18 protein-coding genes are annotated in these 25,020 nt (G+C 40.8%); 12 read left to right on the top strand and 6 right to left on the bottom strand.

What is annotated here, in order from left to right; genetic code table 11:
* Positions 1–65 precede the first annotated feature (65 nt).
* From KZC02_RS30350 to KZC02_RS30335, 4 genes are all read left to right on the top strand, one after another.
* Entirely contained in the window at positions 66–6,446 is a 6,381-nt protein-coding gene (locus tag KZC02_RS30350) for a neuraminidase-like domain-containing protein (RefSeq protein ID WP_221392089.1), read from the top strand.
* Positions 6,447–6,456: 10 nt separating this feature from the next.
* Positions 6,457–8,361, top strand: coding sequence for a hypothetical protein (locus tag KZC02_RS30345; RefSeq protein WP_221392088.1), 1,905 nt, complete (start codon positions 6,457–6,459; stop codon positions 8,359–8,361).
* A 220-nt stretch (positions 8,362–8,581) separates the two neighbouring features.
* Complete coding sequence (locus tag KZC02_RS30340; RefSeq protein ID WP_221392087.1) at positions 8,582–8,974, top strand: hypothetical protein; 393 nt, start codon at positions 8,582–8,584, stop codon at positions 8,972–8,974.
* Positions 8,975–8,980: 6 nt separating this feature from the next.
* Positions 8,981–9,892, top strand: coding sequence for an IS3 family transposase (locus tag KZC02_RS30335; protein ID WP_221392086.1), 912 nt, complete (start codon positions 8,981–8,983; stop codon positions 9,890–9,892).
* Positions 9,893–10,637: 745 nt separating this feature from the next.
* Here KZC02_RS30335 and KZC02_RS30330 read toward each other — a convergent pair.
* On the bottom strand, positions 10,638–11,087 hold the full coding sequence (locus KZC02_RS30330) for a hypothetical protein (protein ID WP_221392085.1): 450 nt from the start codon (positions 11,085–11,087) through the stop codon (positions 10,638–10,640).
* Between the two features lie 149 nt (positions 11,088–11,236).
* Positions 11,237–11,545 (bottom strand): integrase core domain-containing protein, encoded by a 309-nt coding sequence (locus KZC02_RS30325; RefSeq protein ID WP_221392084.1) that lies wholly within the window; start codon positions 11,543–11,545, stop codon positions 11,237–11,239.
* Positions 11,546–13,912: 2,367 nt separating this feature from the next.
* On the opposite strand from KZC02_RS30325, the gene KZC02_RS30320 reads away from it, so the two are divergent.
* On the top strand, positions 13,913–14,869 hold the full coding sequence (locus KZC02_RS30320) for a helix-turn-helix domain-containing protein (protein WP_221392083.1): 957 nt from the start codon (positions 13,913–13,915) through the stop codon (positions 14,867–14,869).
* A gap of 38 nt (positions 14,870–14,907) precedes the next feature.
* Here KZC02_RS30320 and KZC02_RS30315 read toward each other — a convergent pair whose 3' ends face one another.
* Together KZC02_RS30315 and KZC02_RS30310 are read right to left on the bottom strand one after the other, a co-directional pair.
* Positions 14,908–15,912 carry a helix-turn-helix domain-containing protein gene (locus KZC02_RS30315; protein WP_221392082.1) on the bottom strand — a complete coding sequence of 335 codons (1,005 nt, stop codon included), beginning with the start codon at positions 15,910–15,912 and terminating at the stop codon, positions 14,908–14,910.
* A gap of 254 nt (positions 15,913–16,166) precedes the next feature.
* On the bottom strand, positions 16,167–16,328 hold the full coding sequence (locus tag KZC02_RS30310; RefSeq protein ID WP_221392081.1) for a hypothetical protein: 162 nt from the start codon (positions 16,326–16,328) through the stop codon (positions 16,167–16,169).
* Between the two features lie 413 nt (positions 16,329–16,741).
* Between KZC02_RS30310 and KZC02_RS30305 the strand changes: the two genes are divergently transcribed.
* From KZC02_RS30305 to KZC02_RS30295, 3 genes are all read left to right on the top strand, one after another.
* Positions 16,742–17,560 (top strand): SDR family NAD(P)-dependent oxidoreductase, encoded by an 819-nt coding sequence (locus KZC02_RS30305; protein ID WP_221392080.1) that lies wholly within the window; start codon positions 16,742–16,744, stop codon positions 17,558–17,560.
* Between the two features lie 78 nt (positions 17,561–17,638).
* A complete protein-coding gene (locus KZC02_RS30300) occupies positions 17,639–18,535 on the top strand; it encodes an AraC family transcriptional regulator (protein ID WP_221392079.1) in 897 nt (298 codons plus the stop codon).
* A 103-nt stretch (positions 18,536–18,638) separates the two neighbouring features.
* On the top strand, positions 18,639–19,055 hold the full coding sequence (locus KZC02_RS30295; protein ID WP_221392078.1) for an OsmC family peroxiredoxin: 417 nt from the start codon (positions 18,639–18,641) through the stop codon (positions 19,053–19,055).
* Positions 19,056–19,205: 150 nt separating this feature from the next.
* Here KZC02_RS30295 and KZC02_RS30290 read toward each other — a convergent pair whose 3' ends face one another.
* The gene (locus KZC02_RS30290; protein ID WP_221392077.1) at positions 19,206–19,790 is read right to left on the bottom strand and encodes a recombinase family protein; all 585 of its coding nucleotides are present in this window, start codon (positions 19,788–19,790) and stop codon (positions 19,206–19,208) included.
* Positions 19,791–20,272: 482 nt separating this feature from the next.
* Here KZC02_RS30290 and KZC02_RS30285 point away from each other — a divergent pair, with 482 nt between their 5' ends.
* The 4 genes from KZC02_RS30285 (at position 20,273) to KZC02_RS30270 (ending at position 23,123) form a co-directional block, all read left to right on the top strand.
* A complete protein-coding gene (locus KZC02_RS30285) occupies positions 20,273–20,875 on the top strand; it encodes a recombinase family protein (protein WP_221392076.1) in 603 nt (200 codons plus the stop codon).
* A 540-nt stretch (positions 20,876–21,415) separates the two neighbouring features.
* Complete coding sequence (locus KZC02_RS30280; protein ID WP_221392075.1) at positions 21,416–21,922, top strand: hypothetical protein; 507 nt, start codon at positions 21,416–21,418, stop codon at positions 21,920–21,922.
* Positions 21,923–21,985: 63 nt separating this feature from the next.
* Positions 21,986–22,516 carry a hypothetical protein gene (locus KZC02_RS30275; RefSeq protein ID WP_221392074.1) on the top strand — a complete coding sequence of 177 codons (531 nt, stop codon included), beginning with the start codon at positions 21,986–21,988 and terminating at the stop codon, positions 22,514–22,516.
* Positions 22,517–22,610: 94 nt separating this feature from the next.
* Complete coding sequence (locus KZC02_RS30270) at positions 22,611–23,123, top strand: hypothetical protein (protein WP_221392073.1); 513 nt, start codon at positions 22,611–22,613, stop codon at positions 23,121–23,123.
* 964 nt (positions 23,124–24,087) lie between these two features.
* Here KZC02_RS30270 and KZC02_RS30265 read toward each other — a convergent pair.
* A complete protein-coding gene (locus tag KZC02_RS30265; protein WP_221392072.1) occupies positions 24,088–24,531 on the bottom strand; it encodes a hypothetical protein in 444 nt (147 codons plus the stop codon).
* Between the last annotated feature and the right edge of the window lie 489 nt (positions 24,532–25,020).

Raw genomic sequence — 25,020 nt, 5'->3', positions numbered from 1 at the left:
GTGTGAAAGAGAATAAATAAAAAGAAAAAAATATCCCCAAAATTCCATCTTGAATTTTCCATAATATGCCACGTCCTATCCAATTCCACATCTCCGGAGTGATCCATTCCGAGCATGACGCTCCGTTGTCCAACGTTACTGTTCAGGTCTTGTATAAGGACCTTCGATCAGAGAAGCTACTGATCGCCACTCAAACTGACGCGCAGGGAAAGTATGAGAATTTTTTCAATCCCACACTTGTGCACGTGTCCGAATCGAGGCCGGTTGATATATTCCTCAAAGTTTTTTCCGGCAGGACGCTACTCGGCACATCTCCGGTTTTGTACAATGTCGGACCTAAAATCGACTATGATTTCAAGATTGGCGGCGGTGCATACACGGGAAAGAGTGAGTACGAAAGGATATTAGAAAAAGTAGCGCCGATCGCGCTAGCCAATCAAGTGGAGCTTGGGGAACTGGTTGAAAATGAGGAACATCAGGATATCAGCTTTCTGGCCGGAGAAACGGGTGAAACTGCGGAGGATATTACATTCCTCAACCTGGCGCACCGTTTGACTAAGGAACAGGGCAACATTGCCCCCGATATCTATTATGCATGCGCCAAAGCCGGGATGCCGACGAATCTCAGGAATTTGCTGCTCACAAAGGCAGATGCAATTCAAAATGCTATCGAAGGCGGCATCGACAAAAACACCATTTCATCCAAATGGCGGCCGGAAATTAAAAAAGTCGTCGGCAGATTCAACAGCCTGGCTTCCAAACAGGTGTTAATTGGCGACGACAAACAGTCTGTTCTGTTCAGAAAGACGCTGGGTTCCGTGCTGACAGAGGCGGAGCAGAATGTGTTTGCAGATACATTGTTTAACCATGAACAGGAAGAGCCCGCGAAATTTTGGGAAAACCTTAAACTCAAACCAGGTTTTACAGATGGTAAGGCGATCGAAAAGGCCAAAAAACTATTGGCGCTCAACACCCTTACGTCCGGCCAGCCCGAGCTGACCAACCATTTATTTAAATTACAGGGCAACGATCCCGATCTGGCCGAAGCTTCTGGCTTTGCCAAATTCAGTGAGGAAGACTGGCAGGAGCATATCAGAAAGGCAGCCGTCATCGACTTCCCGGATTGGGTAACAGGAGATTCAGTGGAAGAGCAAACGCAATTTTACGCTGCAGCCCTTGAAAACCGGAACAAACAGCTTTATCCTACCCCTTTCTTCGCAAGCCGGCTCAAAAAAGATACTCAGTCCACTTTTGCGCATCAGCGCGACATTCAGCAATTTCTACTCAAAAACCCGGAATTTGACCTCAAAACAACCCATTTTCAGAAAGCCTTTAACCAGGCCGCTTTGGAAGGGATCAGCGACCGGAATGGATTAGAAACGGAATTGAAAACGGTCGTGCGCCTGAGCAAACTTGCCGATGATTATGAAAAAGTAAGTGCCCTGCAACGGAAAGGGATTTCAAGTGCAACGGATGCGGTGCACAAGTTTGGCGAGGCCCAGTTTGAAAAGGAGTTCGCAGGACAGCTGGGAGGCGCAACCAATGCGTCGAAAATATACAGAAGGGCGGTATCGGTCCATAACAAAACAAGTCTGATAAAGGTGGGTGATCAGGCACGCAACAATCTGAAAATGTATGCGCTGGGCGGCAACTTGATATCGGGAGGCGATTTATGCGAGTGTGAAGAGTGCCAGAGCGTGCTTAGCCCCGCTGCCTATTTTGTGGATGTATTGGCATTTATTCGGAATGCAGACAAGGATCAGGCTACTTATGACAAATTGATCGAAAGACGGCCCGACCTACCCTATATTTTACTGACCTGCAAGAATACCAATTCACCCCTCCCCTATATCGACCTGGTCAATGAATTGCTGGAGAAGGAAGTTTTGAAAAAGCTGGATCCTGACAGGTTGATGAAGAATTCCTATCAGTCCGAAGGGTCGGCCGCAGAATTGGTCGCCTTGCCGGAACATGTCAACCCTGCAGCTTACGAGCCTTTGAAGGGCATATCCGGTGACACCGTATTTTCCCAGGCGCTGCCGCTCGACCTGTCTCTGGAGGAGGTGAGGGTTTATTCCGAAAAACTGGGCTGGCAGCGTTATCAGCTCATGGAGGTATTTTCAGGCAATCAATTGTCGGCCAAATGGAACGATCCCGCACTGGCAAGAGAACTGCTCGGTTTTTCCGGCGCGGAGCTGGATATCATTTCCGGCCGGACGCCATTCAGCCTTCCGGAGATGGACCAGGCAGAGACAACCATTCAATCCCTCCTCACGCTCACCGGGTTGAGCTATGTAGAGCTGCTGCAATTGCTGGGCACCTACTTTCTGAATCCTAAAACGAATACGGGGAGAATGAAAATTTTCCAGAAGGTGGCCGGGGACAACGAAAACGTACTGACATGCAATCTTAACGAGCTTTTTATATCGGGCTTCAACAATGCCTGGCTCCACAAACTGACTCGTTTTGTTCGCCTCTGGAAGGGCATCAAATGGGACCTGTACGATCTGGACCAGGTACTCACTACGCTGCTGGACAATCCTGCTTTCCCCGAAACAGCACAGTTCGAAACCAAAATACTCCTTCCGCTGGCACGCGTTGAAACGATCAGCCGACAACTGCATTTAACACACAGCCAGACCATTACACTGATTGCTCCGATCAGCACTGCGTTGTACCTGGACCATACCAAAGCAGCGCAGCCAGAGATTCCGTCGCTTTACACCCAGCTTTTCAGAAACAGGTTGGTTTCGGAACTGGAAGGGTCGCCGTTTACGGAGAATCCGGATCAACTTACGGGCCTTCTATGGTCGCATAAGGATCCCATTGGGGCAGCATTGAACGTAAGCGTGGGAGACATCGCCGTGCTTGAACAATCCGGGGAAGTATTGTCGCTCGCAAGTCTGAGCCGGGTGTACCGGGAAGTTTTATTATCGAAAACATTAAGGATCAGTCTTGCCAACTTACAGCTTATTCAAACGGCATTTGGTTTGCGGGCTGCGGATACGGGCTGGGATGCAGCCGATCTGATTGATTTTCTCGAACATTATGAGATTTTCAAAAGTACGAGGGTACCGATTCAGAAATTGTTGGAAACACTTGGCAGCAAAGTGGGCGAAGATTACAGGTTGCCACTGGATGACACGTTCATTTCATCGATTATCGACTTTTCAAACCGACTCACACCGCCAGAAGGCGAAGAAGCGGAAGATAAAGACTCTATTATTCGGGAGATAATTGCTTTTTTTACCAACAATGCGACGCTGAAGTCCGCGCTTGCCGGGCCACTGACCAACCCCGACGACCTTTCAATAAAAAAGACCATTACTGCCTTCATCGATCCGACAGAATCAGAGATTTTATTCAAACTTCCCGCCAGCCAGATTGCTGCCCAACTCCGGAGCCTGAGCGATTTCGTCGATGCCTATCTGTTGTGCAAAGTTACGCCGATGCTGTTAAAGGACTGGGGATTTGATATGGCAGAGATCAAATGGATGCACGACAATCGCAATCGGCTTGGAATTGCGGCGCTTTGGAATGAAATCCCGGCGCTGAATCCAGAAGTCTATCATGCCTGGATCAGCCTTTTTCATTTATCGAAACTAAACAAAGAGCGTACTGATAAAACCGTTTCACTGATTTCGCTGTTGAATACGGCCCTGTCCGAAAACACAGGGGCAAAGGCTGCCTATTTCACGCAGTTTGTAAAAATCTTCGCGATCAGGGAAGAAAGTCTCGAATTGCTGGCGGGCACAAAAAATGACTTTGACGACAAAGGACAGCTTTGGCTCTCCTTTCCCGACGATTTCCTTCGGGTAAAACCATTGCTGGATTTGCTGGAGAGCAACAAAACACTAGTCAGCCTTGGCGCCAGCGCGACGCAGGTTGCAGCGCTTCTTAATCCCGAGCCCGGACCGTCCGATGCGAAATCAGTCCGTAATCTATTGAAAACCAAGTACACCAATGATCAATGGCTGGATATAATCAAACCGATCAGCAACCGGCTGAGACGTCGCAGGAAAAATGCGCTGGTTAAGTTTTTGATCAACAAGGATGACCGGTGGACATCCGCAGACGACCTGTACCACCACCTGCTGATCGATACGGAAATGGAAACCTGCATGATGACTTCCCGCCTCAAACAGGCAATCGGCAGCGTGCAGTTGTTCATCCACCGTTGTTTAATGAACCTGGAAGTGGGTATTACATTGAGCAGCGAATTTGAGAAAGAATGGCACGAGTGGCGAAAGGCATACCGGGTATGGGAAGCCAACCGGAAAATTTTCCTGTATCCCGAAAACTGGATCGAGCCGGATCTCCGGGACAATAAAAGTCCGTTCTTCCTGGAACTGGAATCACAGCTCAAACAGAGTGAAGTGACCGAGGAAACGGCCAAGGATGCGTTACAGTCTTACCTCGAAAAGCTGGATAAAGTGTCGAACCTGGAAATGGTCGGCCTGTTCGATGATCAAGAGATGGGTATCCTCCATGTCCTGGGCCGCACGCAAACTTTGCCGCATCAATACTATTACCGAACTCAGCAAAACGGTGAATGGTCGGCATGGACCAAAGTTGACCTGGACATCAACAGCGATCATATCATTATGGTTGTCTGGAATAGCAGGCTGCTGATCCTTTGGGGAGAATTTACTGAAAAGCAGGGCAAAGGTGGGAGCACTTCTATTTCCAATCCTGCCGACGGCCCGATGACGATGAGCTCCACCGAGGCGCCAACCTATTTTGAAATGAAACTGCCATGGAGCGAGTACAAAAAAGGGAAATGGGGCGGGAAGAAGATTTCGAAAGAGGTGGCTGTCCTGGACAATACTTATGGGAAGGCAAATTGGTCTTTAAGTTCAAGACTTCTTAATGGCAATCTGCTAATCAGGATTGTTGAAACAAGGCCCCCAGCTAAAGAAAAGAAAATAGGTCCGGTAATCTATACACAGCTTTTTCTTGGCACATTTGAATTTGACTCGTGCAACGGATCGCCAAAGCTGAAGCCGACTACAACGAATGGCTTGCTTCCTGAAAAATTAAGAATGATAAAAGATGTGGTTCCAGACGGAATATGGATGAAAGAAACCATTTTGAAGGACTCATTTTCTCTGATGAATTCAGGCGTGGCTAAGAGTCTCTTATTTAAAACAAAATTTACTGAAAACGAGCTGTTTGAGTCAACACCAGGACAATTCCGTTTGCTGCCCAATCACCATCAAATAGAAGCTCAAAAAACCATTTCATTTTTTTTCAATAATGAGAAAAACACATTCTTTGCCCGATCCTCGGATCGACTGTTACCTCTTTTATCCGTAGACGATAACGTCCCACATATACTAGCGAGAGAAACCAACCATTCCACCTTAAACCCCGCAGAAAATGAGACATCTCCCGCTCAGCATTACATTAAAAAAGAATATACTTTTCAAACTTTTTACCATCCTCACGCCTGCGAACTGATCAGAAAACTGAATGTCGAAGGAGTTGACGCATTGTATGCGCATCAGGAAACCGATCAGGAGAAGGAACTTTTCACCGCCGACCGTTACAATCCCACAAATTTTGTACTGAAACCCTACCCGGTGGAAACGCTGGATTTCAAGTTCGGCGGTGCCTATTCACTGTACAACTGGGAACTGTTCTATCATGCGCCTTTGCTTATAGCCACCAGACTTGCCCAAAACCAGCGGTTTTTAGAGGCGCTCAAATGGTACCATTATATCTTTAATCCGACACAATCGGCAGGAAGCGGCACTGATGGTGAGCAGTTCTGGATCACGAAACCATTCAAACAGGAAATCAGGAACGGCATCCAGCCGATTGAAGAATTGCTGCTGGACGAACACTTCGTGGATGAACTAAACCGGCAGATCGAATATTGGGAACATAACCCTTTCAATCCGCATGCAGTTGCCCGAACACGTCAATTTGCCTATATGCTGAGGGTGGTCACGCTATACATCGACAACCTTATTCAATGGGGTGACCAATTGTTTCAGCGGGATACGATCGAATCTATCAACGAAGCCACACTGCTGTATACTCTCGCCTCCAATATCCTGGGCAAAAGAAAGGAACGGGTACCCGCGCGGGCAGTCGTCAGCGAAAAGTCTTTCTCGGATATCTTCGAAAAACTTGATCCTTTCCATAACAGTCTGGCTGAGCTTGAAATTTACATTAACCCGTCGGGCGACGGCCCAAACACCGGCAGGATGCTGATGCCGGTATTCGGAATTCCTGGTAATGATCTGGTACTCAAGTACTGGGATACCGTCGCCGACCGGCTTTTCAAGATCAGGAATTGCATGAACCTTCAGGGTGAGGTAAGACAGCTCCCGCTTTTCGAGCCGCCGATCGATCCTGCTCTGCTGGTAAAAGGACGGGCCGCCGGGCTGGACCTCAACAGTATCCTGAATGATATGAACATTTCCCTGCCCAACTACTAGATTCCAGGTGATGCTGCAAAAAGCTAATGAGCTCTGCAATGATGTGAAAATGCTCGGCGGATCGCTGCTGGCCGCTCTGGAGAAAAAAGATGCGGAAGAACTTTCGCTGCTCCGGAGTACCCATGAATTGAATATGCTTGAACTGATAAAAGACGTGAAGGAAAAACAGCGGGACGAAGCCCAGGAAAATTTGAATGGTTTATTTGAATTGAAGCAGAATACAAGTCTCAGAAAGAATTATTATACAACCCGTGAGCTCATGAACCCGTCTGAAAGACAGTATTACGACTCGCTGACGACAGGTCTCGCATTGCAAACTATTCAGAGTGGATTTGACATGCTGGCCAATATCGCCTACATGGCCCCGGATGTAAAAGTCGGAGCACCTACTTCCGCCGGCGTAACTTTTGGAGGAAGCAACGTTGGAAATGCTCTTAAAGCTTTTAGTAGCTTTCTGAACATTCAGTCCATCCAGAATAATATCTTAGGCAGTATGGCTTCAACCTTAGGAGGATTCCAGCGCAGAATGGACGACTGGAAATTCCAGGCCAAAACTGCGGAACTTGAACTGAAACAGATTGACAAACAAATAGTCGCAGCAGAAATCAGGCTGTCGATCGCGGATAAGGATCTTCAGAACCATGCCCAGCAAATGGAGCAATCTGCTGAAGTCGATGACTATATGCGCAGCAAATTCACGAACCTCGAATTGTACGACTGGATGAAAGGAAAGATTTCAGAGGTGTATTTCCAAAGTTACCAACTAGCCTACTCCACCGCACGAAAAGCAGAAAAATGCATGCAGCATGAACTGGGCCTCGAATCGACAAACTATATACAGTATGGCTATTGGGATAGTTTGAAAAAAGGATTAATGAGCGGTGAGCAATTACAATTTGCACTCAGAACCTTGGAAAACGAATATTTGACTCAAAACAACCGTAAATACGAAATCACCAAACACATTTCGTTGTCGATGCTTGATCCTTTGGCGTTGATCAAGTTCCGTACTATGGGGATCTGCGAGTTTGAAGTCCCGGAGGTGCTTTTTGATATGGATCACCCTGGCAACTATTTTACACTCATTCAATCAGTAAGCCTCAGTATCCCGTGCGTCGCCGGACCTTACACCTCGGTAAGCGCTCACCTTTCTCTGCTAAACAGTAAGTTTAGAAAAAGCACATCAATAGACGGTGGTTACGCCGAAATCAATCCAGAAACGAAAGAGGATAAACGTTTCGTCTATAACCACGGCACCGCAGTAAAGTCCATTGCAACCAGCTCAGCCCAGGGCGACAGTGGGGTTTTTGAACTAAATTTCAGGGATGAACGCTACCTCCCTTTCGAAGGAGCCGGTGCTATCAGCAAGTGGCAGCTGGAACTGCCAACGGAAATAAGGCAATTTGATTATAATTCGATAGCAGATGTAATTATTCACATGAGCTACTCGGCCAAGGATGGAGGTGCAGACTTTAAATCGGCAGTCAATCTCTTTCTCAAGGAGCAATTTGGGAAAGTCCATAACGAGCTTGGCGAGACGGAATTGAATGTTGGCATCAATTTGAAAAATGAATATGCCAATGAATGGAGACTCCTCAAAAAAACAGGAAGGATAGAGTTGGAAATCTCTAAATCGAGGCTGCCCTATCTTGTACAATCCTTTGAAGTAATCGTGGCTCGGGTAACTTTTGCTGCAAAACTATTTGCCCATACCGCCCCGGATTTTACTATTACCGTTGGGGGCAACAATAGTTCTACAACGTCGTTACGGGAGGACGGAACACTAGGGCTGTTTACGGGCGAGACGGAAAACATCAGTTTTGATACTCGATTTGAATTATCACTACCGGAAGAGAATTTGAATAAGCTGGAGGAGCTGGTTCTATTGGTTGGTTACACGATTAAAAGGGAATAACCATGCCAGAAATCTCGCTTATATAGAATTCTGGCATCTTGTTTTAAAACTGAGCTACAGGAAAGTTTGAATAATATAGCTACTATATTAATAAATATTCAAAAATCACAAAGTAAGTTTCCATAACCGGTAAAATTCTGGCGTATACAAGATCCGCCAGAATTTTTTGAAATGTCTTAGCCTGATATAGATTGTCAATTTTACCTTAAAATTTACATCTATGCAAGATCACATTCGCGACCTGCTTAATCGCTTTCAATACAGCGAGCAACTCAAAGAGAGTGCCGTATCTCGAATTCTTTTCGGAGGCGAAGATCCTAGCCAGGTTATGGCTGATTTGGATATTCATAATAGCTATACCCTTCGTAACTGGGTACTTTTGTATAAACAAAAGATTCAAACCGGTCTGATAACTTTACCTGCTTTGAAAAAGGCACAGACACAGGACATTACAGACTTGAAACAACGGATTGAGGAACTGGAATATGCCCTCAATCAGGCTAATTTGCTGATTTTGGCTCTAAACACGATGATCGAGGTCGCTGAGAACGAGTTAAATGTGCCCATTCGAAAAAAGTCTGGTCGCAGTGGCGCACCACCCAAACGGTCTTAAAGCTTCGTGATAACGAAATCGCAAAGGTTAGTGTCGGAACCCTTTGCCGTCTGTTTGCCGGGCCGCCGGTGCGGTGTAAGTCGACAAGCATTTTACGGAAGAGAAGAACGTTCACAACAGTCTTTTAGCCATTCCATGTTAATATTAGATCTATTATCGGCATTGAGAAGAGAGATCCCAGGTCTGGGTACTCGAAAGCTGCATCTGTTATTAAATGAGCCATTAGCTATCAGCGGAATCAAATTAGGCCGTGATAAGTTACATAAACTTCTGCAAAACCATGGTCTGGTCCTTCGTCATCGCCGACAAGTTCCACAGACAACCAATTCAAATCACAGATTAAAAATGTATCCTAACTTGCTTATAGACAAGGCTATATTACAGCCCAGACAGATATGGCCGGGCCGCCGGGCGGTATGTGATATTACTTATATTTGTATTGGTTTGGGGTTCGGCTATCTGTCATTGGTCACTGATGCCTATTCAAAACTGATTGTTGGTTATTGCCTGCATCCATATTTAACGGCGGAAGGTAGTCTGAAGGCATTGGAAATGGCTCTATTAACCGATTGGGAAAAAGGAAACGGACTAATCCATCATTCAGATCGAGGCAGCCAATATTGCAGCTTTGAATATGTACGCCGACTTAAAAGAGCAGGGATATCCAACAGCATGACCCAGAGCGGCGATCCTTATGAAAATGCAATCGCTGAAAGGATAAACGGGATCCTAAAAACAGATTTTCGTTTAAACCGTGTGTTCACTACATTTGAAGAAGCAGTAAAGGCCGTCGACAAAAGCATATATAACTACAACCTTTTGCGACCTCATATGAGCTGTGATTATTTAACATCTGCGGTCGCTCATCAGTCAGACCAGCCTTTAAAGAAGCACTGGAAACCCAAGGTCTATAAATAGTTTAAGCACTTACAAGAATAGGATAAATTCAGTTAGAACAAGCACTTTTTTGCAACTGTCAACATAATATCAGGATTAACTTTAACCAATTATTTTTCATCCTAAAACTGACAACTTATTTTCAGGATCGGACAGTATGCCATTTTCACTCCCTGCGCCAAGGAGTATGGGATGGACTTTCATCTTGCTAAATTTGCAAAAATGGAACGCAGAGTGACCGATTGGCTAGGCCAATTACTTTTCGAACTTACTGCGCTAAGCAAGGAAATAAGGCCGTTTCTTAGCGTTTACTCTTCATCCTTAAAACTTGTAAGCCCTGAGGCATTATTGACGCTGCCCTTAAAACGGTGATAGATCTGTTGCCCGCTTCATTAAGATCAGGCAATTGTTTGGATTCGGTATAACCAGCAAAGTCTACTTCCCGCTGATATGACATTGATTGGTTGCCTTTTACTAAATAAAACTTTTCCCTGTTCCCCTTCCAAACTGCCGGTAAAAATGAGATCAGTCCCATTGTAGCAGGTCGGTGCCCACAATTCGAAGTTTGATACCCGCCTAATGTACCCGGGCGAATTTCTTACCGATCATAAAGCATTTCTGTTAACCTTGTTCCGGACTTCATCCAATGCAAGGCGCTTACCCGCAATCAAAGCTGCGGGACACCAACATCTGGGGAACTTCATGTTGTGCGCCAGCTTCCAGCTTGAATATGTGATTGACAAACACCATCCCAGAAGAACAAAAGTCACCAACCAATATTCCCGTAATCCATCTGTATTAAAATAATAGAAAAAACAATCCCGAGCACACCAAGAATAATTCCACCTACCGATCGCCTCTTCGTTTTCTTCATGTCTTCGAGTTCGGTTTTTGTGCGTGGGGTTTGTTTCATTTTATGATAATTTGATAACCCTACTATTCCAAAAATAATTGCCACTATCCCTATCGCTCCGACTAAACCAAAAACCACCGGAACGTCTTCAAAAATACCATTAGCCATCTGGGCGAAACTGAAAACGCCAAAACCTACGGAGCCGAGTCCCGTAGCAATGGACACAACAGAAGCCTTTGATCCGGTAGCAGGTTGTATTCTAGTTGTATCCGGGATTGTGTCGCTTAGTGCAAAACCGGAATCATATGCATAGGAATGCAAAGTCAGGGTAAACATACAGGTCAGCAGTAGTAATTTTCTCATGAGTTAAATGTTTAAAAATCAATTCGATAAAAAATATGGGAAAAATACTGAACTGGTATTCCTGTCTGTAATAAAGAACCAAGGGCATTTAAGAAAGACTATATATCTTAAAACTAACTGGGACAAGTGTTTAGAGATTACTTTCAGGTTTATAAAGCTAGTAATTTTTGGTTTAAATATTGAATTTTGCGCTGTTTGAGGGTCGGGTTTTTAATTTGCTCCCTTCTTTTCAGGATCAGCTCACCGCGACCAAATTGGATATCGACAGGAGTTAGATTGTTCAAAGATTCATGGTACCGCTTATTATTTTGGCGGTTTACAAACTCACCAATCACTTCGGTAAGCTGGTCGGGGTGGTAATAATTTTCAAGCTTGACCTCATTTTTCATGGTTTTATGATACCACTCGATTTTTCCCTTGATTTGCGGGTGGGCAGGTCTGCCATGAACTTGCTGCATTTTGAGCGTGTTTTTCAGGTAATCACCCAGTTCGTTTGATATGTAATAAGGCACGTTGTCATAGAGTAACTTGGGTTTGATCTGGTTCTTATTCGGGCTTTCTTTATAGCGAGATCGATGGTCTTTTTGACGTCATCGGCCTTCATGCTACGGCACAACTCCTAATGGATGATATACCGGCTATAATTGTCCAGAACGGTGCTCAGACAGGCGCCCCGCGATAGTAATATCACCATTCAATCACTTTAAAATAGGTAAAGTTAGTCTGCCACATCTGATGCACAAAAGCAATTTTATCCTTGAATTGATCCGATGTAATTTTAAATATGTGGCTTGGGGCACTGATTAGTCCACGTTCTTTTAAAATTGGGTAAACACTTGGACTCCGAAATAAATACCTGTTGCTCATCAGTTATATGCTGGGCAATCTCATGTGCAGAAAGGTCTGTCCGGTCCAAGGGTACCTGGACAACCAAATCTTTTTACAGTTGAGGAATATTGTTCCACTACCTGTTTGAGGCCTTTTTCTTGCTCAAAAGACCATCATAACCCTTGTCTAGATAACTGCTGTACCATTTGTAAAAGGTGCTTTTGACAATTCTAATTTCTTGCAGGGGTTTATTGACACCCAGTTCGGAACGCGTCACAGTCTGAATGATTTCGTATTTTTCTGGTGCTGATAATCACATACAACTTCGGCGTTTGAGGTTTAATTCAGCATCGTCAATTTTTTTTACAATATCACATAGTAAAAAAGTCTGCAATCATTTCTTTGAGACGAGTATTTTCCTTACGTAATTCGCTGACTTCATCAGTATTGGCTTCACGCGTCAGGTCGACCTCAAGCCGTTTCTTGCCGGCTTCCAGGAATTCTTTGTTCCATTTGTAGAATTAATATTCGTTGATCTGATGTTTGGGGCACAACTCTGCAACCGAAATTTCTGAATGAAGGGTTTTTATAACGATCAGGACCTTTTGTTCAGCCGTATAAAGACGTCAGGTCTTATGGCGAGAATGTCTTTAATGTAATTCTCAGGTGTTGGCTTCTTTGTGTTTCCCATAATTTTAAAGGAATCAATTTTGGGAAAACACTCTCTAAGTTGTTAGCCAAAGTTGTCCACTTTTTGTTGTCGATTTACATAGCATACGACTAATCAAGATTAGTGGCATCAACGTATGAATCAACAATCGCACTGCCTAAACCTCCAATTTTTAAACCTGCCTTAATCCCCAATATTCACCGGATGCCGCAGTAACACCTACTGTTGCGGGTTTTAGTATATCTAATATACTGTCTTTGAATCTCCGATTAAACCTTTCAAAGCATCTTTTTCCAGTTCCATCTTTCATACCAAGCTTTTTTAGGATCTGACTCTTCAGACTTGGGAATATATTTTGAAACAAATTCCGTCAACATTTGCCCCCTTTTAAATCCTTCATTAATCGGCCCTTTATAATACTTTAATGTATTTTCCCATCCATGAATATAGTTTGCACTTACATTGAAGATTACCGACGTAAATGATAAGCATCGTTTTCCTGTTCACTTAAATTAGAATAAAAGACATTTTTTTCAAATGAATCGAAGCTATTTTCAATGCTGAACGTTGAATTAAAAAGGTAAGTAATATGAACAATTTAACTCTCTGATTATCCTGCTTTTTGGTAAAGTACTTCAACTTCCTCCTTACTACTGAAAGATTTTGCTAGCATTCCAAATAACAGTGACTCACGATATTTGCCTTCCGTAGCAAAGCTATCTTGTTCAGTAAAATTATTAGAACAATTACAAAGAGTATAAGATAGGTATTGATTTGTCTGCATTATTATTTCAGTTACGCCTACAATATGCAGCGTACTTTCTTAATTTCTCGAACTTATTGTTGAAAATTAAATACTGGATAAATTGCCAAATATAAAATCTACATCTTCATTATGAAGCAATCCAAATTGTTGATAGGGGTTTACATATTTCGATTTTAAAGCCATTTCTCTAATATTTAAAGGGCGAATGTTAGTAAAGAGATATGAGATTAATGATACGAATAGGACCGGACCTTTTAAGTTGTCAACTCATTTCAGTAGCATACGTTTCCGGTAATCTTGTCATCTGTTTCGTGTAATATTTGGATGAGATACATGAGCATACCAGCTAGCTGATTATTTATATATCAAAGCTAGACGGTTGAGTTGTAGTTCGCGAATGGCATAATGCGCCATGAGTCAGGAATTTTGCAAAAAGTACGTTTGGTGAGCGATTAATATGGCAGATTTCTGTAAGACGCTGATCAAACGGTTTACATTAGCTAAATTCAAGTAATTTTTAAGAAACATTCAGATCAGCATTCGCAAAAACGCGAAAAGATTATGACCGCAGAACAAATTCAGATCTCACTATTTCTTGAAATCCGGGAAAAAATGCTGCCATATATGTCCTTGGCAGATTCCATAGCAGATTTGCTTGATATAAGTAATGACAGCGCTTATCGCCGGATTCGCGGTGAAAAGCCGGTCACGCTGGAAGAATTGCAAATACTGGCCGCTCACTACAATATATCAATTGACCGCCTCTTTAATCTGAACGATAAAGCGTTCCTTTTTCAGGGGTATTTGACTGATGAAAATTATGATTCAGAACAATGGCTTATTAGCCTTAACAAAATTGTTCAGCAGATTAAATTGCAGCAGAATCCTCATATTTATTATCTTGCCAAAGATATTCCGCTTGTATATCCGTTACAGTTTCCTGTTCTAGCCGCTTTTAAGGATTTTTCGCGTCGCAAAAGCCTTCTTTCGCCTGACAGGACCCGCAGGGTTAAATTTTCGGTTTCTGCGGTCAACCCCTCATCGAGTGTAACAGTAACGCAGATTGTGAAAACCTATAACAGCATTCCCAGTACTGAAATCTGGAGCTCGGAATGCCTGAACAGTATTATCAAGCAGATCCAATTTTATCATTATACGGACCAGCTTTCTTCGGTTGATGACTTAAGAAGCCTTTACGACTCCATTGAAATTATGATAACCCATCTGGAGAATCAGGCCGAATCAGGCGTAAAATATACATTTGGTGAAAAACCGGGCAGTGAGGCAGCAGGATATCATCTGTACCACAATGAATTATTTATCGGAGAAGATACCATCCTTGCTGATCTGGGAAATAGTAAAATAACGTTTTTGAATCACAGCTTCATCAACTATTTAACAACCGTCGATGAGTCTTTTTGTAGTTACACTTTCAAAGCCATCAAAAACATCATAGCGCGGTCGACCCCCATAAGCTGGGCGGGAGAAAAGGAAAGAAGGATTTTTTTAATGGCTTAAAGAGGAAGCTTTCGGATGCCAGAACGGTAAGATAGAGATCAGGAAGCTTTCCTGGCCCTTTGTATTTTGGATCTTAAACGGTTGAAAAATTTTATTCTTCCTTTTTCATTTACATCGTTTAACTGTTCAGATTTTCTGATCATATTTTCAATACCTGAAAACATATAGTCATTGAACCTGATATCCTGGGTAGAAATATAATTAATGACAGAATGGTTTAGAAAAGTGAGCTTGAAACTACCAAAATCAGCCAGCGCTGTATTATTTCCAAGAATGAGTTCATTGTTATAAATTTGGTAGGGAGCCGACCCCTTTGGATCAGTGCTTCCATAAGCAAATTTCACCCCGTACTCCGATTGCCGCTCCAAATGATTGACTAGTTCTTCCATCATATCCCAAAGCAGAAACAGCTCTTTTTTGGAATAGAACATTTCTGCATCTCTGTAAAATTCGATCTGGCGAATTGTGCTGTTGATGCTTTCTGCATTCCATATTTCAATGGTGGGGATTTTATTATAAGTCTCAACAATTTTTTCAGAAAGCCTTTTGCACCCGGCATCTATCTGCGCGATTTCAAATTTTTCACCGCGCTTTTCTTCATACTGAAGAATGGATTTTTGCCAGAAAAAAAACTTGAATGCCGCTAGTTCGGGCGTTTGAAAGAAATGTGCCAGAGGCAGGTCTTTGGCCAGATAGTATAATTTGCAATCCCTGTAAGAACACATAAATTCAAACTGGCTCAGTACATTTTCAAGCCACTTGTCAAGAACATGGTCATGCGCATTGGCAAGCTTCCCGCTAAAAATATAGGAGTCAGCTTTCAAGTTGAGTAACCTGTCTACCGAAACTTTGAAATGTCGGCTCAACTTCCCTATTTCATCAAAACTAATCGGTTTGTCACCACGAATACGTCGGTAAGCACTATCGTTGCTGAGGCTTAAAACATCAGCAATAGCATCGACCAGGACGATGTTGGAAGGTAGGTTTGCCCTGATCTGACTGAAGAATTCTGATTGTACTGAAAATCTATCAAGGTCAATCATAGACTTAATTAAGTTAATGGTCAAAAGGTAGTGTTTTGCAATGAAAATAGAAAGCGTCTGCAAGGCAAATGAGTTCATACTCACAATTAAAACCAGTGTTTACTTTTGATTTTAATTGTTATTATTATCCTACCTTTTTGAACCACTGCTAAAAACCTTTAAAATGATATAGTCAATGCGTATACTATGGTCCAAAAGTAGGTTCAGAAAATGATTTACAATGGTATTACTGGTACTGACTTTTTGATACCAGTCTAGTAGGTTTTGGATTGAATTGGATCTTTATCCTCGTTTGTAAGAGCTTCAAGTTCTTTTTCGAGCTCTTCGATGCTGGGAAGCTTTCCTTTAAGATTTTTCGGAATACTGTCGGTTATCTTGTATTGGGTTAAACTAAAAGAAAGGAGAAAAACAGTCATGACTTCCGTGTATGGTTTTTCTTTGCTATAATCTTGGCATATCTAATCCTAGAGGTAGTATTCCTGACTCTATATTGTAATTTTTAGGTTTTGAAATAGTTCTAGTGATCCAAAATGACTAAATGAAACAGAATCACTATGCTTCGTACATGACTATTTTTGTAATATGTTTAAAGATGACGCTGAGAATTGTTTGTATTCCATATCTCACCAGGAAAAAAGCTCTATCAAACCCGCCGTACTTTTGGCGGCGGCCGCTGCCATACAATCTTATAATTTAACCTACCTGTTGAAGTACGGCTTGAGAACAGTCGCAGGATTTCGTAAAAACGTTTCATTATTGCCTACTTCTGTATCATAATTGCTGCCAGTAATTAGCAGAACTTTGTCCTATAAGTAATAAAAATAAAATAATGACAAAGACAATTTTCATTACGGGCGCATCCCGCGGGTTTGGCCGGATTTGGACAGAGGCATTTTTGCAACGTGGCGATAACGTCGTTGCGGCTGTTCGCAAGCCTGAAACATTGACCGAACTTTCAGAAGCATTTCCATCAAGTCTGTTGGTGTTAAAACTTGACGTGACGGATAAAAAGGCAACTTTTGAAGCAGTTGATGCAGCAAAAACGCACTTTGGCCGCATCGACGTTTTAATTAATAATGCTGGTTTTGGGCATATTGGTGCTGTTGAAGAGTTGAATGAACAAGACGTCAGGTCACAGTTCGAAACGAATGTTTTCGGTTCAATATGGACCATTCAAGCGGTTTTGCCTGTTATGCGTAAGCAAAACTCAGGGCATATCATTCAACTGTCAAGTGCATTGGGCCTGAATACGGTATCATTAATGGGACTTTACAGTGCTTCGAAGTTTGCCGTAGAAGGCCTTACTGAAACACTGGCAGGAGAAGTAAGTGGGTTTGGAATTAAGGTCACTATACTGGAACCAGGAGGTTTCTCCACAGATTTTTTCGGGACTAATTCTCTTGCATTAAGTGAATCAGTACCGGCTTACGATGGCGTCAGAAAGGCGTTTTACGAGCATGCCGAAGGGCAGGATTCCGGTGATCCCGCGGCGACCGCCGAAGCTATTTTGAGCCTGGTGGATTCAGAAAATCCGCCATTAAGATTAATATTGGGTAAAACGACTTACCCTTGGGTAAAATACACGTATGAAGAGCGCCTTAAAACATGGGAAACATGGCTGGATGTTTCTGTGGCTGCTCATGGTTAATAGAATTTTAAATTAACGGAATCCGGATTTGCCGGGTTCTGTTTCTATTTTGCTAAACAATGGATCATTTTAAAAACAATGGATCATTTTAAAAAAATAAGCCCGCTACATGAAGCGCTTGGTGTTAGGCCCCCGGAGCATCCGCTTTTCAGTGCGATGTATGGTGAACGGGACACATGTCCCGGAAATACGGAGATCGAATTTACTTCAGCTTTTTATATCATAGGATTTAAAAAGTTAAAAACGGGAAGTATGCTTTATGGAAAAACAAAATATGATCACGATCTCGGGTCGATGTCATTTGTAAAGCCACATCAGAAGGTGAGCTTTAAAAATGTGGAATTAGAGCAAAGGGGATTTTTAATTATCATTCACGAAGACTTTCTACCGGGAACTAGTCTTTATAGCGAGGTTAGTAAATACGGCTATTTCGATTATGAAGTTAATGAGGCATTGCACCTCTCACCCACAGAAGAAGACATCATCTGGAATTTATATTATAGCATACAAAAAGAGCACCACAGCAACACCGATGAACTTAGCAAGGCTATCATTGTAAGTCACCTTGATTCCATGCTTAAATATGCACAGCGTTTTTATAAAAGGCAGTTTATTAACCGTACGCAATTGACTGGTTCGACAGTGACGAAGTTCAATGCATTGCTTGCCGCTAACTTTGAAGAGAGAAAAACAAAAAATACGGGTCTTCCCACTGTGTCTCTGATGGCAGACAAGTTGAACATATCTTCCAGGTATTTAACTGATCTGCTGAAACAGGAAACAGGAAAAACTGCGCTCGAGCTTATCCATCTCTTTTTGATTGGTGAAGCAAAAAATTTGTTGACAGAAGGTGAACTTAATATATCGGAAATTTCACAGTTACTTGGCTTTGAAAATACCACCTATTTTTCCCGTCTATTTAAAAAAGAAGTAGGGACTGCTCCAAATAAATTTAGAGGGAGCCTCTTAAATTAAGAAGCAGAAAATCTACCATAATAGTAAAGCTTCATGTTCTTGTAAAAACGAGGCAAATTACCAAACAGAGGTAAAATGACATTCCAATTTAAAAAATTAAATAATGAAGCGGACAGCAAATGCACATTGGTCTGGCACCATAAAAGATGGCAACGGGGAATTGACCACTCAAAGTGAAACCTTGAACAAAACAAAGTTTAGTTTTAAAACTCGTATTTCCGAAGATGTAAAAGGTACAAATCCTGAGGAATTATTAGCGGCCGCACATTCAGCATGCTTTACAATGGCTGTAAGTTTTGCATTAACAGAGAAAGGATTAAATCCAGTATCATTAAATACCGAAGCTACTTTGTCAATGGAGGGATTTAATATAACTGGGATACATCTTTCGATCACGGGTTCTGTATTTGGTATTAGCGAAACTGAATTCGAAGCCATCATCAAAGATGCTGAGCAAAATTGCTTAATTTCCAAGGCTTTAACTGTTCCAATCAGTTCAGAAGCACATTTGTTAGCTTAACTCTAATGACGGGCTAAATTAAAAGAAAGGAGAGCACCGGCTCCCGGAAAAACGGTCACGACTTTCGAGTATATTTGTTTATGCCTGTGATTGTATGCCGGAACCTAATGGCTTACAAATCTGACCATCAGCGTTATTGTGTCAATCCAATTAAACTTTGCTATTGATTTGAACACCACGGTGACGGAGATATTTGTAGAGCGTCATTTTTGAGATTTTTAAGTCAGCTGCAATTTCGTTAACACCTAACTTCCGCTCGTTATACAACGTTTGCGCGAGCATAGCCGTTTTTTCGGCCTCCTTCGATAATCCCCGGCTCCTGCCACCTTTTCGTCCCCTGGCCCTTGCTGCTTCTAATCCGGACCTTGTCCTTTCACGGATCAGGTCTCGTTCAAATTCTGCTAATGATGCGAAGATATTAAAGATGAGCCTGCCCTGTGCAGTTGTCGTATTAATGTGATCATTGATTGATACCAGGCCTATGCCACGCTTTTCAAAATCCGAAGTCATTTCAAGCAAATGCTTTAAAGACCGTCCCAACCGGTCCAGCTTATAGATGTATATTACATCACCTTCACGAAGGATTTGCTGCATGGCAGCAAGCTGTGGCCGATCCGATTTTATTCCGGAAGCCTTTTCCTGGAATACCTGCTGACAGCCCGCTTTTGTCAAGGCATCAAGCTGCATCTCCAAATTCTGATCCTGGGTCGAGACCCTTCCATATCCTATTTTCACTTTTGTATACTTTAATCCATCTATGACACCAAATTTAATGTACTTAGATTGTTATACAAGTTTATTTTACTAAATTGATAATCAAAATCTTGTTTCCAGCACATTAACCAGCTTGAAAATGTTTGCGAGGTCTGTACATTCTGAGCATCGTTTCAAAATTCTTAGGCCGAGATGATTGAATATTATTCATAATATCTAAGGATTGTCAATTTCATTCGAATCCTGTGAATAACGCCATATAGTTGTTACCATTTTTCTATTTTCTTAAGCACGCATTTGGAAGTTAATTAACGGAAATGTTGACTCATATAAATTTAATCTATATGATATGGGGGATTAGGGAAACGTGGGTTTGTTTGTACTTTTTCAGCTGATATTCAAATGCAAGTAAAATGGACAGTATGCGTCTTATTTAGTAAACTAAACTTGTATACTTATCAAAGTATAATTACTTTGCAAAAAACTTGAATAAAGATATACAAATGTTAGTTGGTTACGCAAGGGTATCAACCAAAGACCAAAATCTGGAACTCCAATTGGACGCACTTACAAAAGCCGGGTGTGAAATCATTTTCCAGGAAAAAGCATCAGGCATTAAAGCAGATCGTCCGGAACTGGACAAGATGATGGCCCAGCTACGAAGGGGGGATGTAGTTTGTATTTATAAACTCGATCGTTTAGGCCGTTCACTAAAAAACCTGCTGAACCTGGTTGCCGATTTTGAAAAAAGAGAAGTTGGGCTTCGCAGCCTTACGGATTCTATTGACACGACCACACCCCAGGGCCGGCTGATACTAAATATCTTTGCATCCCTTGCCGAGTTCGAACGGGACTTGATCCGGGAAAGAACGAAAGCAGGTTTGGAAGCTGCCCGAGTCAGAGGCAGAAAGGGAGGAAGAAGAAGTGGGCTTTCTGCCGAAGCACAGAAAAAATCGATGCTGGCCGAAATGTATTACAAAGAAGAAAAATTGGGTGTGGACGAAATTGCAAAAACCATTGGCGTTTCAAAAATGACACTTTATAAGTATCTACGCTTACGTGGTGTCCCAATCAGTGCTTATCAAAGCAAAACTGGGAAGTTGTAAGCGCTGAGAATTGATTATAGCTGCATTCAGGTATGAATAAAACCGTTTGAGCAACCCGCGGGGAAAATTGTACGTTTGAGTAGTTTAGCCCATTATTGGTAAATAATAGCTTTTTAGCTTGAAGTCTTTACTGGTTTGTGAAACTCAGATCTAGCTGACTGCTGCATCTTGTAGCAACAAGCCTTACATAGTAATCCAGACAACCGGAATCATTCATATCTTAATTATTCGGTTTAGCAATTATTTAGAAATATTAAGGGGTAAGGAAAGGATGTTGTACCTAGTGCTTAGTTATTTTTGCGATCCTGACAAATAGCGTTCGCCCAACGCACGGACTTAATTTATAGTTATACAATGTTCAGTTTTGTGTGGAGAGGTTAATAACTTATAAAAATTTCGCGAAACTGCAATCTATATAAGGAAATTAACTTGATGAAATTTATATTTGAAATTTAACAAGAATAATTTAGATTTAGTCCTGTGAATCAAGACCTAATCAAATATCATTTCACCTTACTTTCATCATAAATAATTTATTTTATGCCTCATATAAGTATTGTAATAGGAATCTTGATATCGGTTTTTGCTACATTTTTTAGCAAGACACTTTCATATGGCTTGGTTAAAAATTCAATTTTGGGAATGACCAGTCCAACTAGTAGTGCTAGATTGATCATAAATATTTTTGCAATTATTGCCTTTACGTTGATGGCCGTTTCGGTATATCGAGATTATGACTTGATTATCAAGAACATTGACACAATAATTTTCGGTTGTTGGTTAATGGCAGCAATTATATTAGGCATGTTTGTTCAAGTTACTAACGGAAATTACAAGGCTGGGAACTCTCTCATGTTCGATATAACCGCAAGTCAACTTCTATATCCATTGTTTTTTTCAATCATCGTTTTCTATCCAACATGGTTAAGTTCGTTGAAAGCAAGTGATCCTATTTTTCCATTTTATCTTGCATTTTTGAACGGATACTATTGGAAGGATATTCTGTCCAACTCCAAATACAAAAACAGACGTCAAGACAATGACTGATTATAATCTATTTTTGAAAATAATGGGGGAATACTTGATATTAAAAAACTTCCTGACGGACCTTTGAAAGATCAATTACAAAACTTTCTCTATTTTTGTAATTTAAGTATTGGTGTAGAAAATGATTTTGAATTATTTCCAGAACTAATTCAAAATTATGTTTCTGGAAACAGAAGAACCCCGCATATATCTAAAGTATTTGTTTTAAATAACAACGATATCAACGCATTTGCTGGAATACGAGACGGCAAATCCATTATCGGTGTATTTTCCGGGTTTCCGTTATTGCTGAATAGTTTTTTTCTTTCCATTCTGGCAGACGAAACGATATTTAATAATATGGATGATGTTTATCATCTAAATCCGAAAGCATTCAATGTTAAAGAGTTAGTTGATGAAACGTCAAATAATTCTATTTACAATAGGGAATTTATTGAGAATAACTGGCAGGTCATCCGAAATTCAATACCCAGGGCTCATCCAAATAATCTTATTAACTGGACAAATTCTAAATTGATTATTAATAGAAATAGAGCAAATCTTGCCTTACAACTTGCTCAACAGGCAGCTTTTTCTTTACTTTCCATGAATTAGGTCATATTGTAATGGGGCATGCCGGATATTTACAAAATCGGGATTTGAATGCTTTTTAGAATTTGACCAGGAATCTAATCGCAGCTCAAATCAAATGCTTTCCTTCGGCTTTGAATACCAAGCAGACGATTATGCAATTGATCGAATGGTAGACACATTTTACGCAGACGTCCCAGAAGCTAGGCCATTTGGTGAACGTTTTTCCGCTATGACAAAAATGAGCCCTGTATCAAGATTTAGATTATGGATTACAACAATCGGATCGCTTTTTTTGCTTCTTGAGGCAGTCAGACTTGCAAAAAATAGAAATTTATTGGCGAAGGTTATGGCGTCCAAACAATCTCACCCATTTCCATCTAATAGATTCTACAATTTGATACATACTTCTATCCTATTTTCTGAAAAAAATTACCATTTTGACAGAACCATATTTGATGCAGCTGTTGAGAATTCAATTAAAGATCTCGAGATAATAGCTAAATTTTTAAATGTTGAACAACCTTCGATTAATGATGAACTTGCAATGGTTAGAGGTAAAAACACAGCAATGAAGGTACTAATGGAAATAGAATCTGATTTAATTAAATACCGACAGATAGTGATTTAGACAATTTAACACAGCTTAAAACATATTAAATATTAATTTTTCGTTTTTTAGGAAAAGAAAAAAATTAGTTGTCCATTCAGTATAAGCTGCTACCCTCATTGAATTGACCAATCAAAAAGCATTAATAAAGTATTTTTAATTGTTGCATCAGTTTGAATGTGGGGTTTAATTAAAGGAAAGGACAGCGGCGGCTAACCAGATTGCCGGCCCAGCGCAAAATCCGTCGTAGGTTTTTATAATAAAATAAGCTCAATATTATTCTGATTAACTGATTCTAAGCGCCATTATTGTGAATATTATGATAGCTGGACATTAAAAATTAATCTGTTTCCTTTCGTCATTTTGCATTAATACAATTCTTCATGATTGGCAGTCGCTTAGATTGGCTAATTGTTGCCTGGTATGAGTTAGGATTAAATATATTTGGCTTACTGGAAATAAAAAACATACAAGGAAGTCGTGACGGTTTCTCTCCTTTCTTTTAATTTAACCCTAAATAAAACGCATTACTTCACTCGCCGGCACAAGCAGTTTGGAAGCAAGGCGATTTACAGGCTGATCAAAAGGGACGACCATAATAAAATGTCTGCAGAGTATTAGTCCGCTTTGATTTGAAACCGAATGTAAATAGTTTGACCTGTGAATTTAATAAAATACTTATGCGATTATTAAGATGTATTTAGTTATATAGAGCTATTTATATAAAAAATTTGGCTCCAAAGCTAAACGCAAAGGGTTAAATTATTTAGGATAATAGTTTTAAGAAATGAATTCTACGCTTGAAACACACCTTAGAAGATAAGTAATAATGCTAATTAAATGTGCGTCCACACTCAAATTGATATTTTAAAAAGTAATATAGAAGGCATCATCAAAGTGATAATCTGCAACCATCATTAATTGTCAACCTATTTTAGCGCGTATGGTTTAATTGCTACTATTACGACTATAAGCAAACCATGTTTCAAGAGAAATATCTCCAAAAAAAGTTCCAGTAATTATTGACTTCCCTTTCTGTAAAACTACTATTATTATAAGTTGAAAATTGATTAAATATTTTTCGCTCTTTTAAGGCCTTGTTTAGGTTTCCTAACTCAAAATCATTTGGAAAGATCACTGCTTGTGGAACAATGGTTCTAATAAGATCTATTTTTTCTACTGCTTTGTCTATTCTACACAAAAAAAGCATTCTTACATTTTTAGTTTCACACATTCTTATTTCCCACTCTAAAGATGATGCCGGCTTTAAGTAGGTTACATCAATAATTGCTGCCCTTGATTTATTAAGCAAAATCTGAAAAGAATCTTGCCATTTAGAATCAATTGGCCATATATCCATTATAACAGTTGGGCCGTTAACAATAAATCTTGGAAATAACCATAATGGTGACCAAAGTTCCATTTTCATCCAAAGTAAATCTAACTTACCATTTATCTTTGATGTAAAAAGTAGAGAGTCAAACCGTATATCAAGACTTATAAAAAAGCCAAAAAAATATACAAAAGCTAGAACAATGAATAATTCATAATTTTTTACAAAATTTAAATTATAGCCTAATATTAATAAGTTGGTAATTAAGTTTATAAAAAAATGAAATAGCCTTCAATTTACTGTTTCCAACTGATGCATCTAACATCCATGTACTACCAATTAATACTAGTATTGCTGTTAAAATAACATCTAAAAGAGTTTCACAATCAAAATAAAGATATATGGACATACCAACTATACTAACTAACTGACATACGAGAGCCAATGGTGTGTACCTTTTAAATGCTAACAATTCCTTCTGAATATTTACTCCCTAGCCAAACAATTCGTCCATATCTGGAAACATTAGGAAGAAACAAGTCCGTAAGGATTACATCATTAGAACTATCATTAAATCTTCTTAAA

The sequence above is a fragment of the Dyadobacter sp. NIV53 genome (assembly GCF_019711195.1).
In the GTDB taxonomy this organism is placed as follows: Bacteria; Bacteroidota; Bacteroidia; order Cytophagales; family Spirosomataceae; genus Dyadobacter.
The sequence above is the reverse complement of the archived record's forward strand: the minus strand, read 5'-3'. Positions and strand labels throughout refer to the sequence as shown.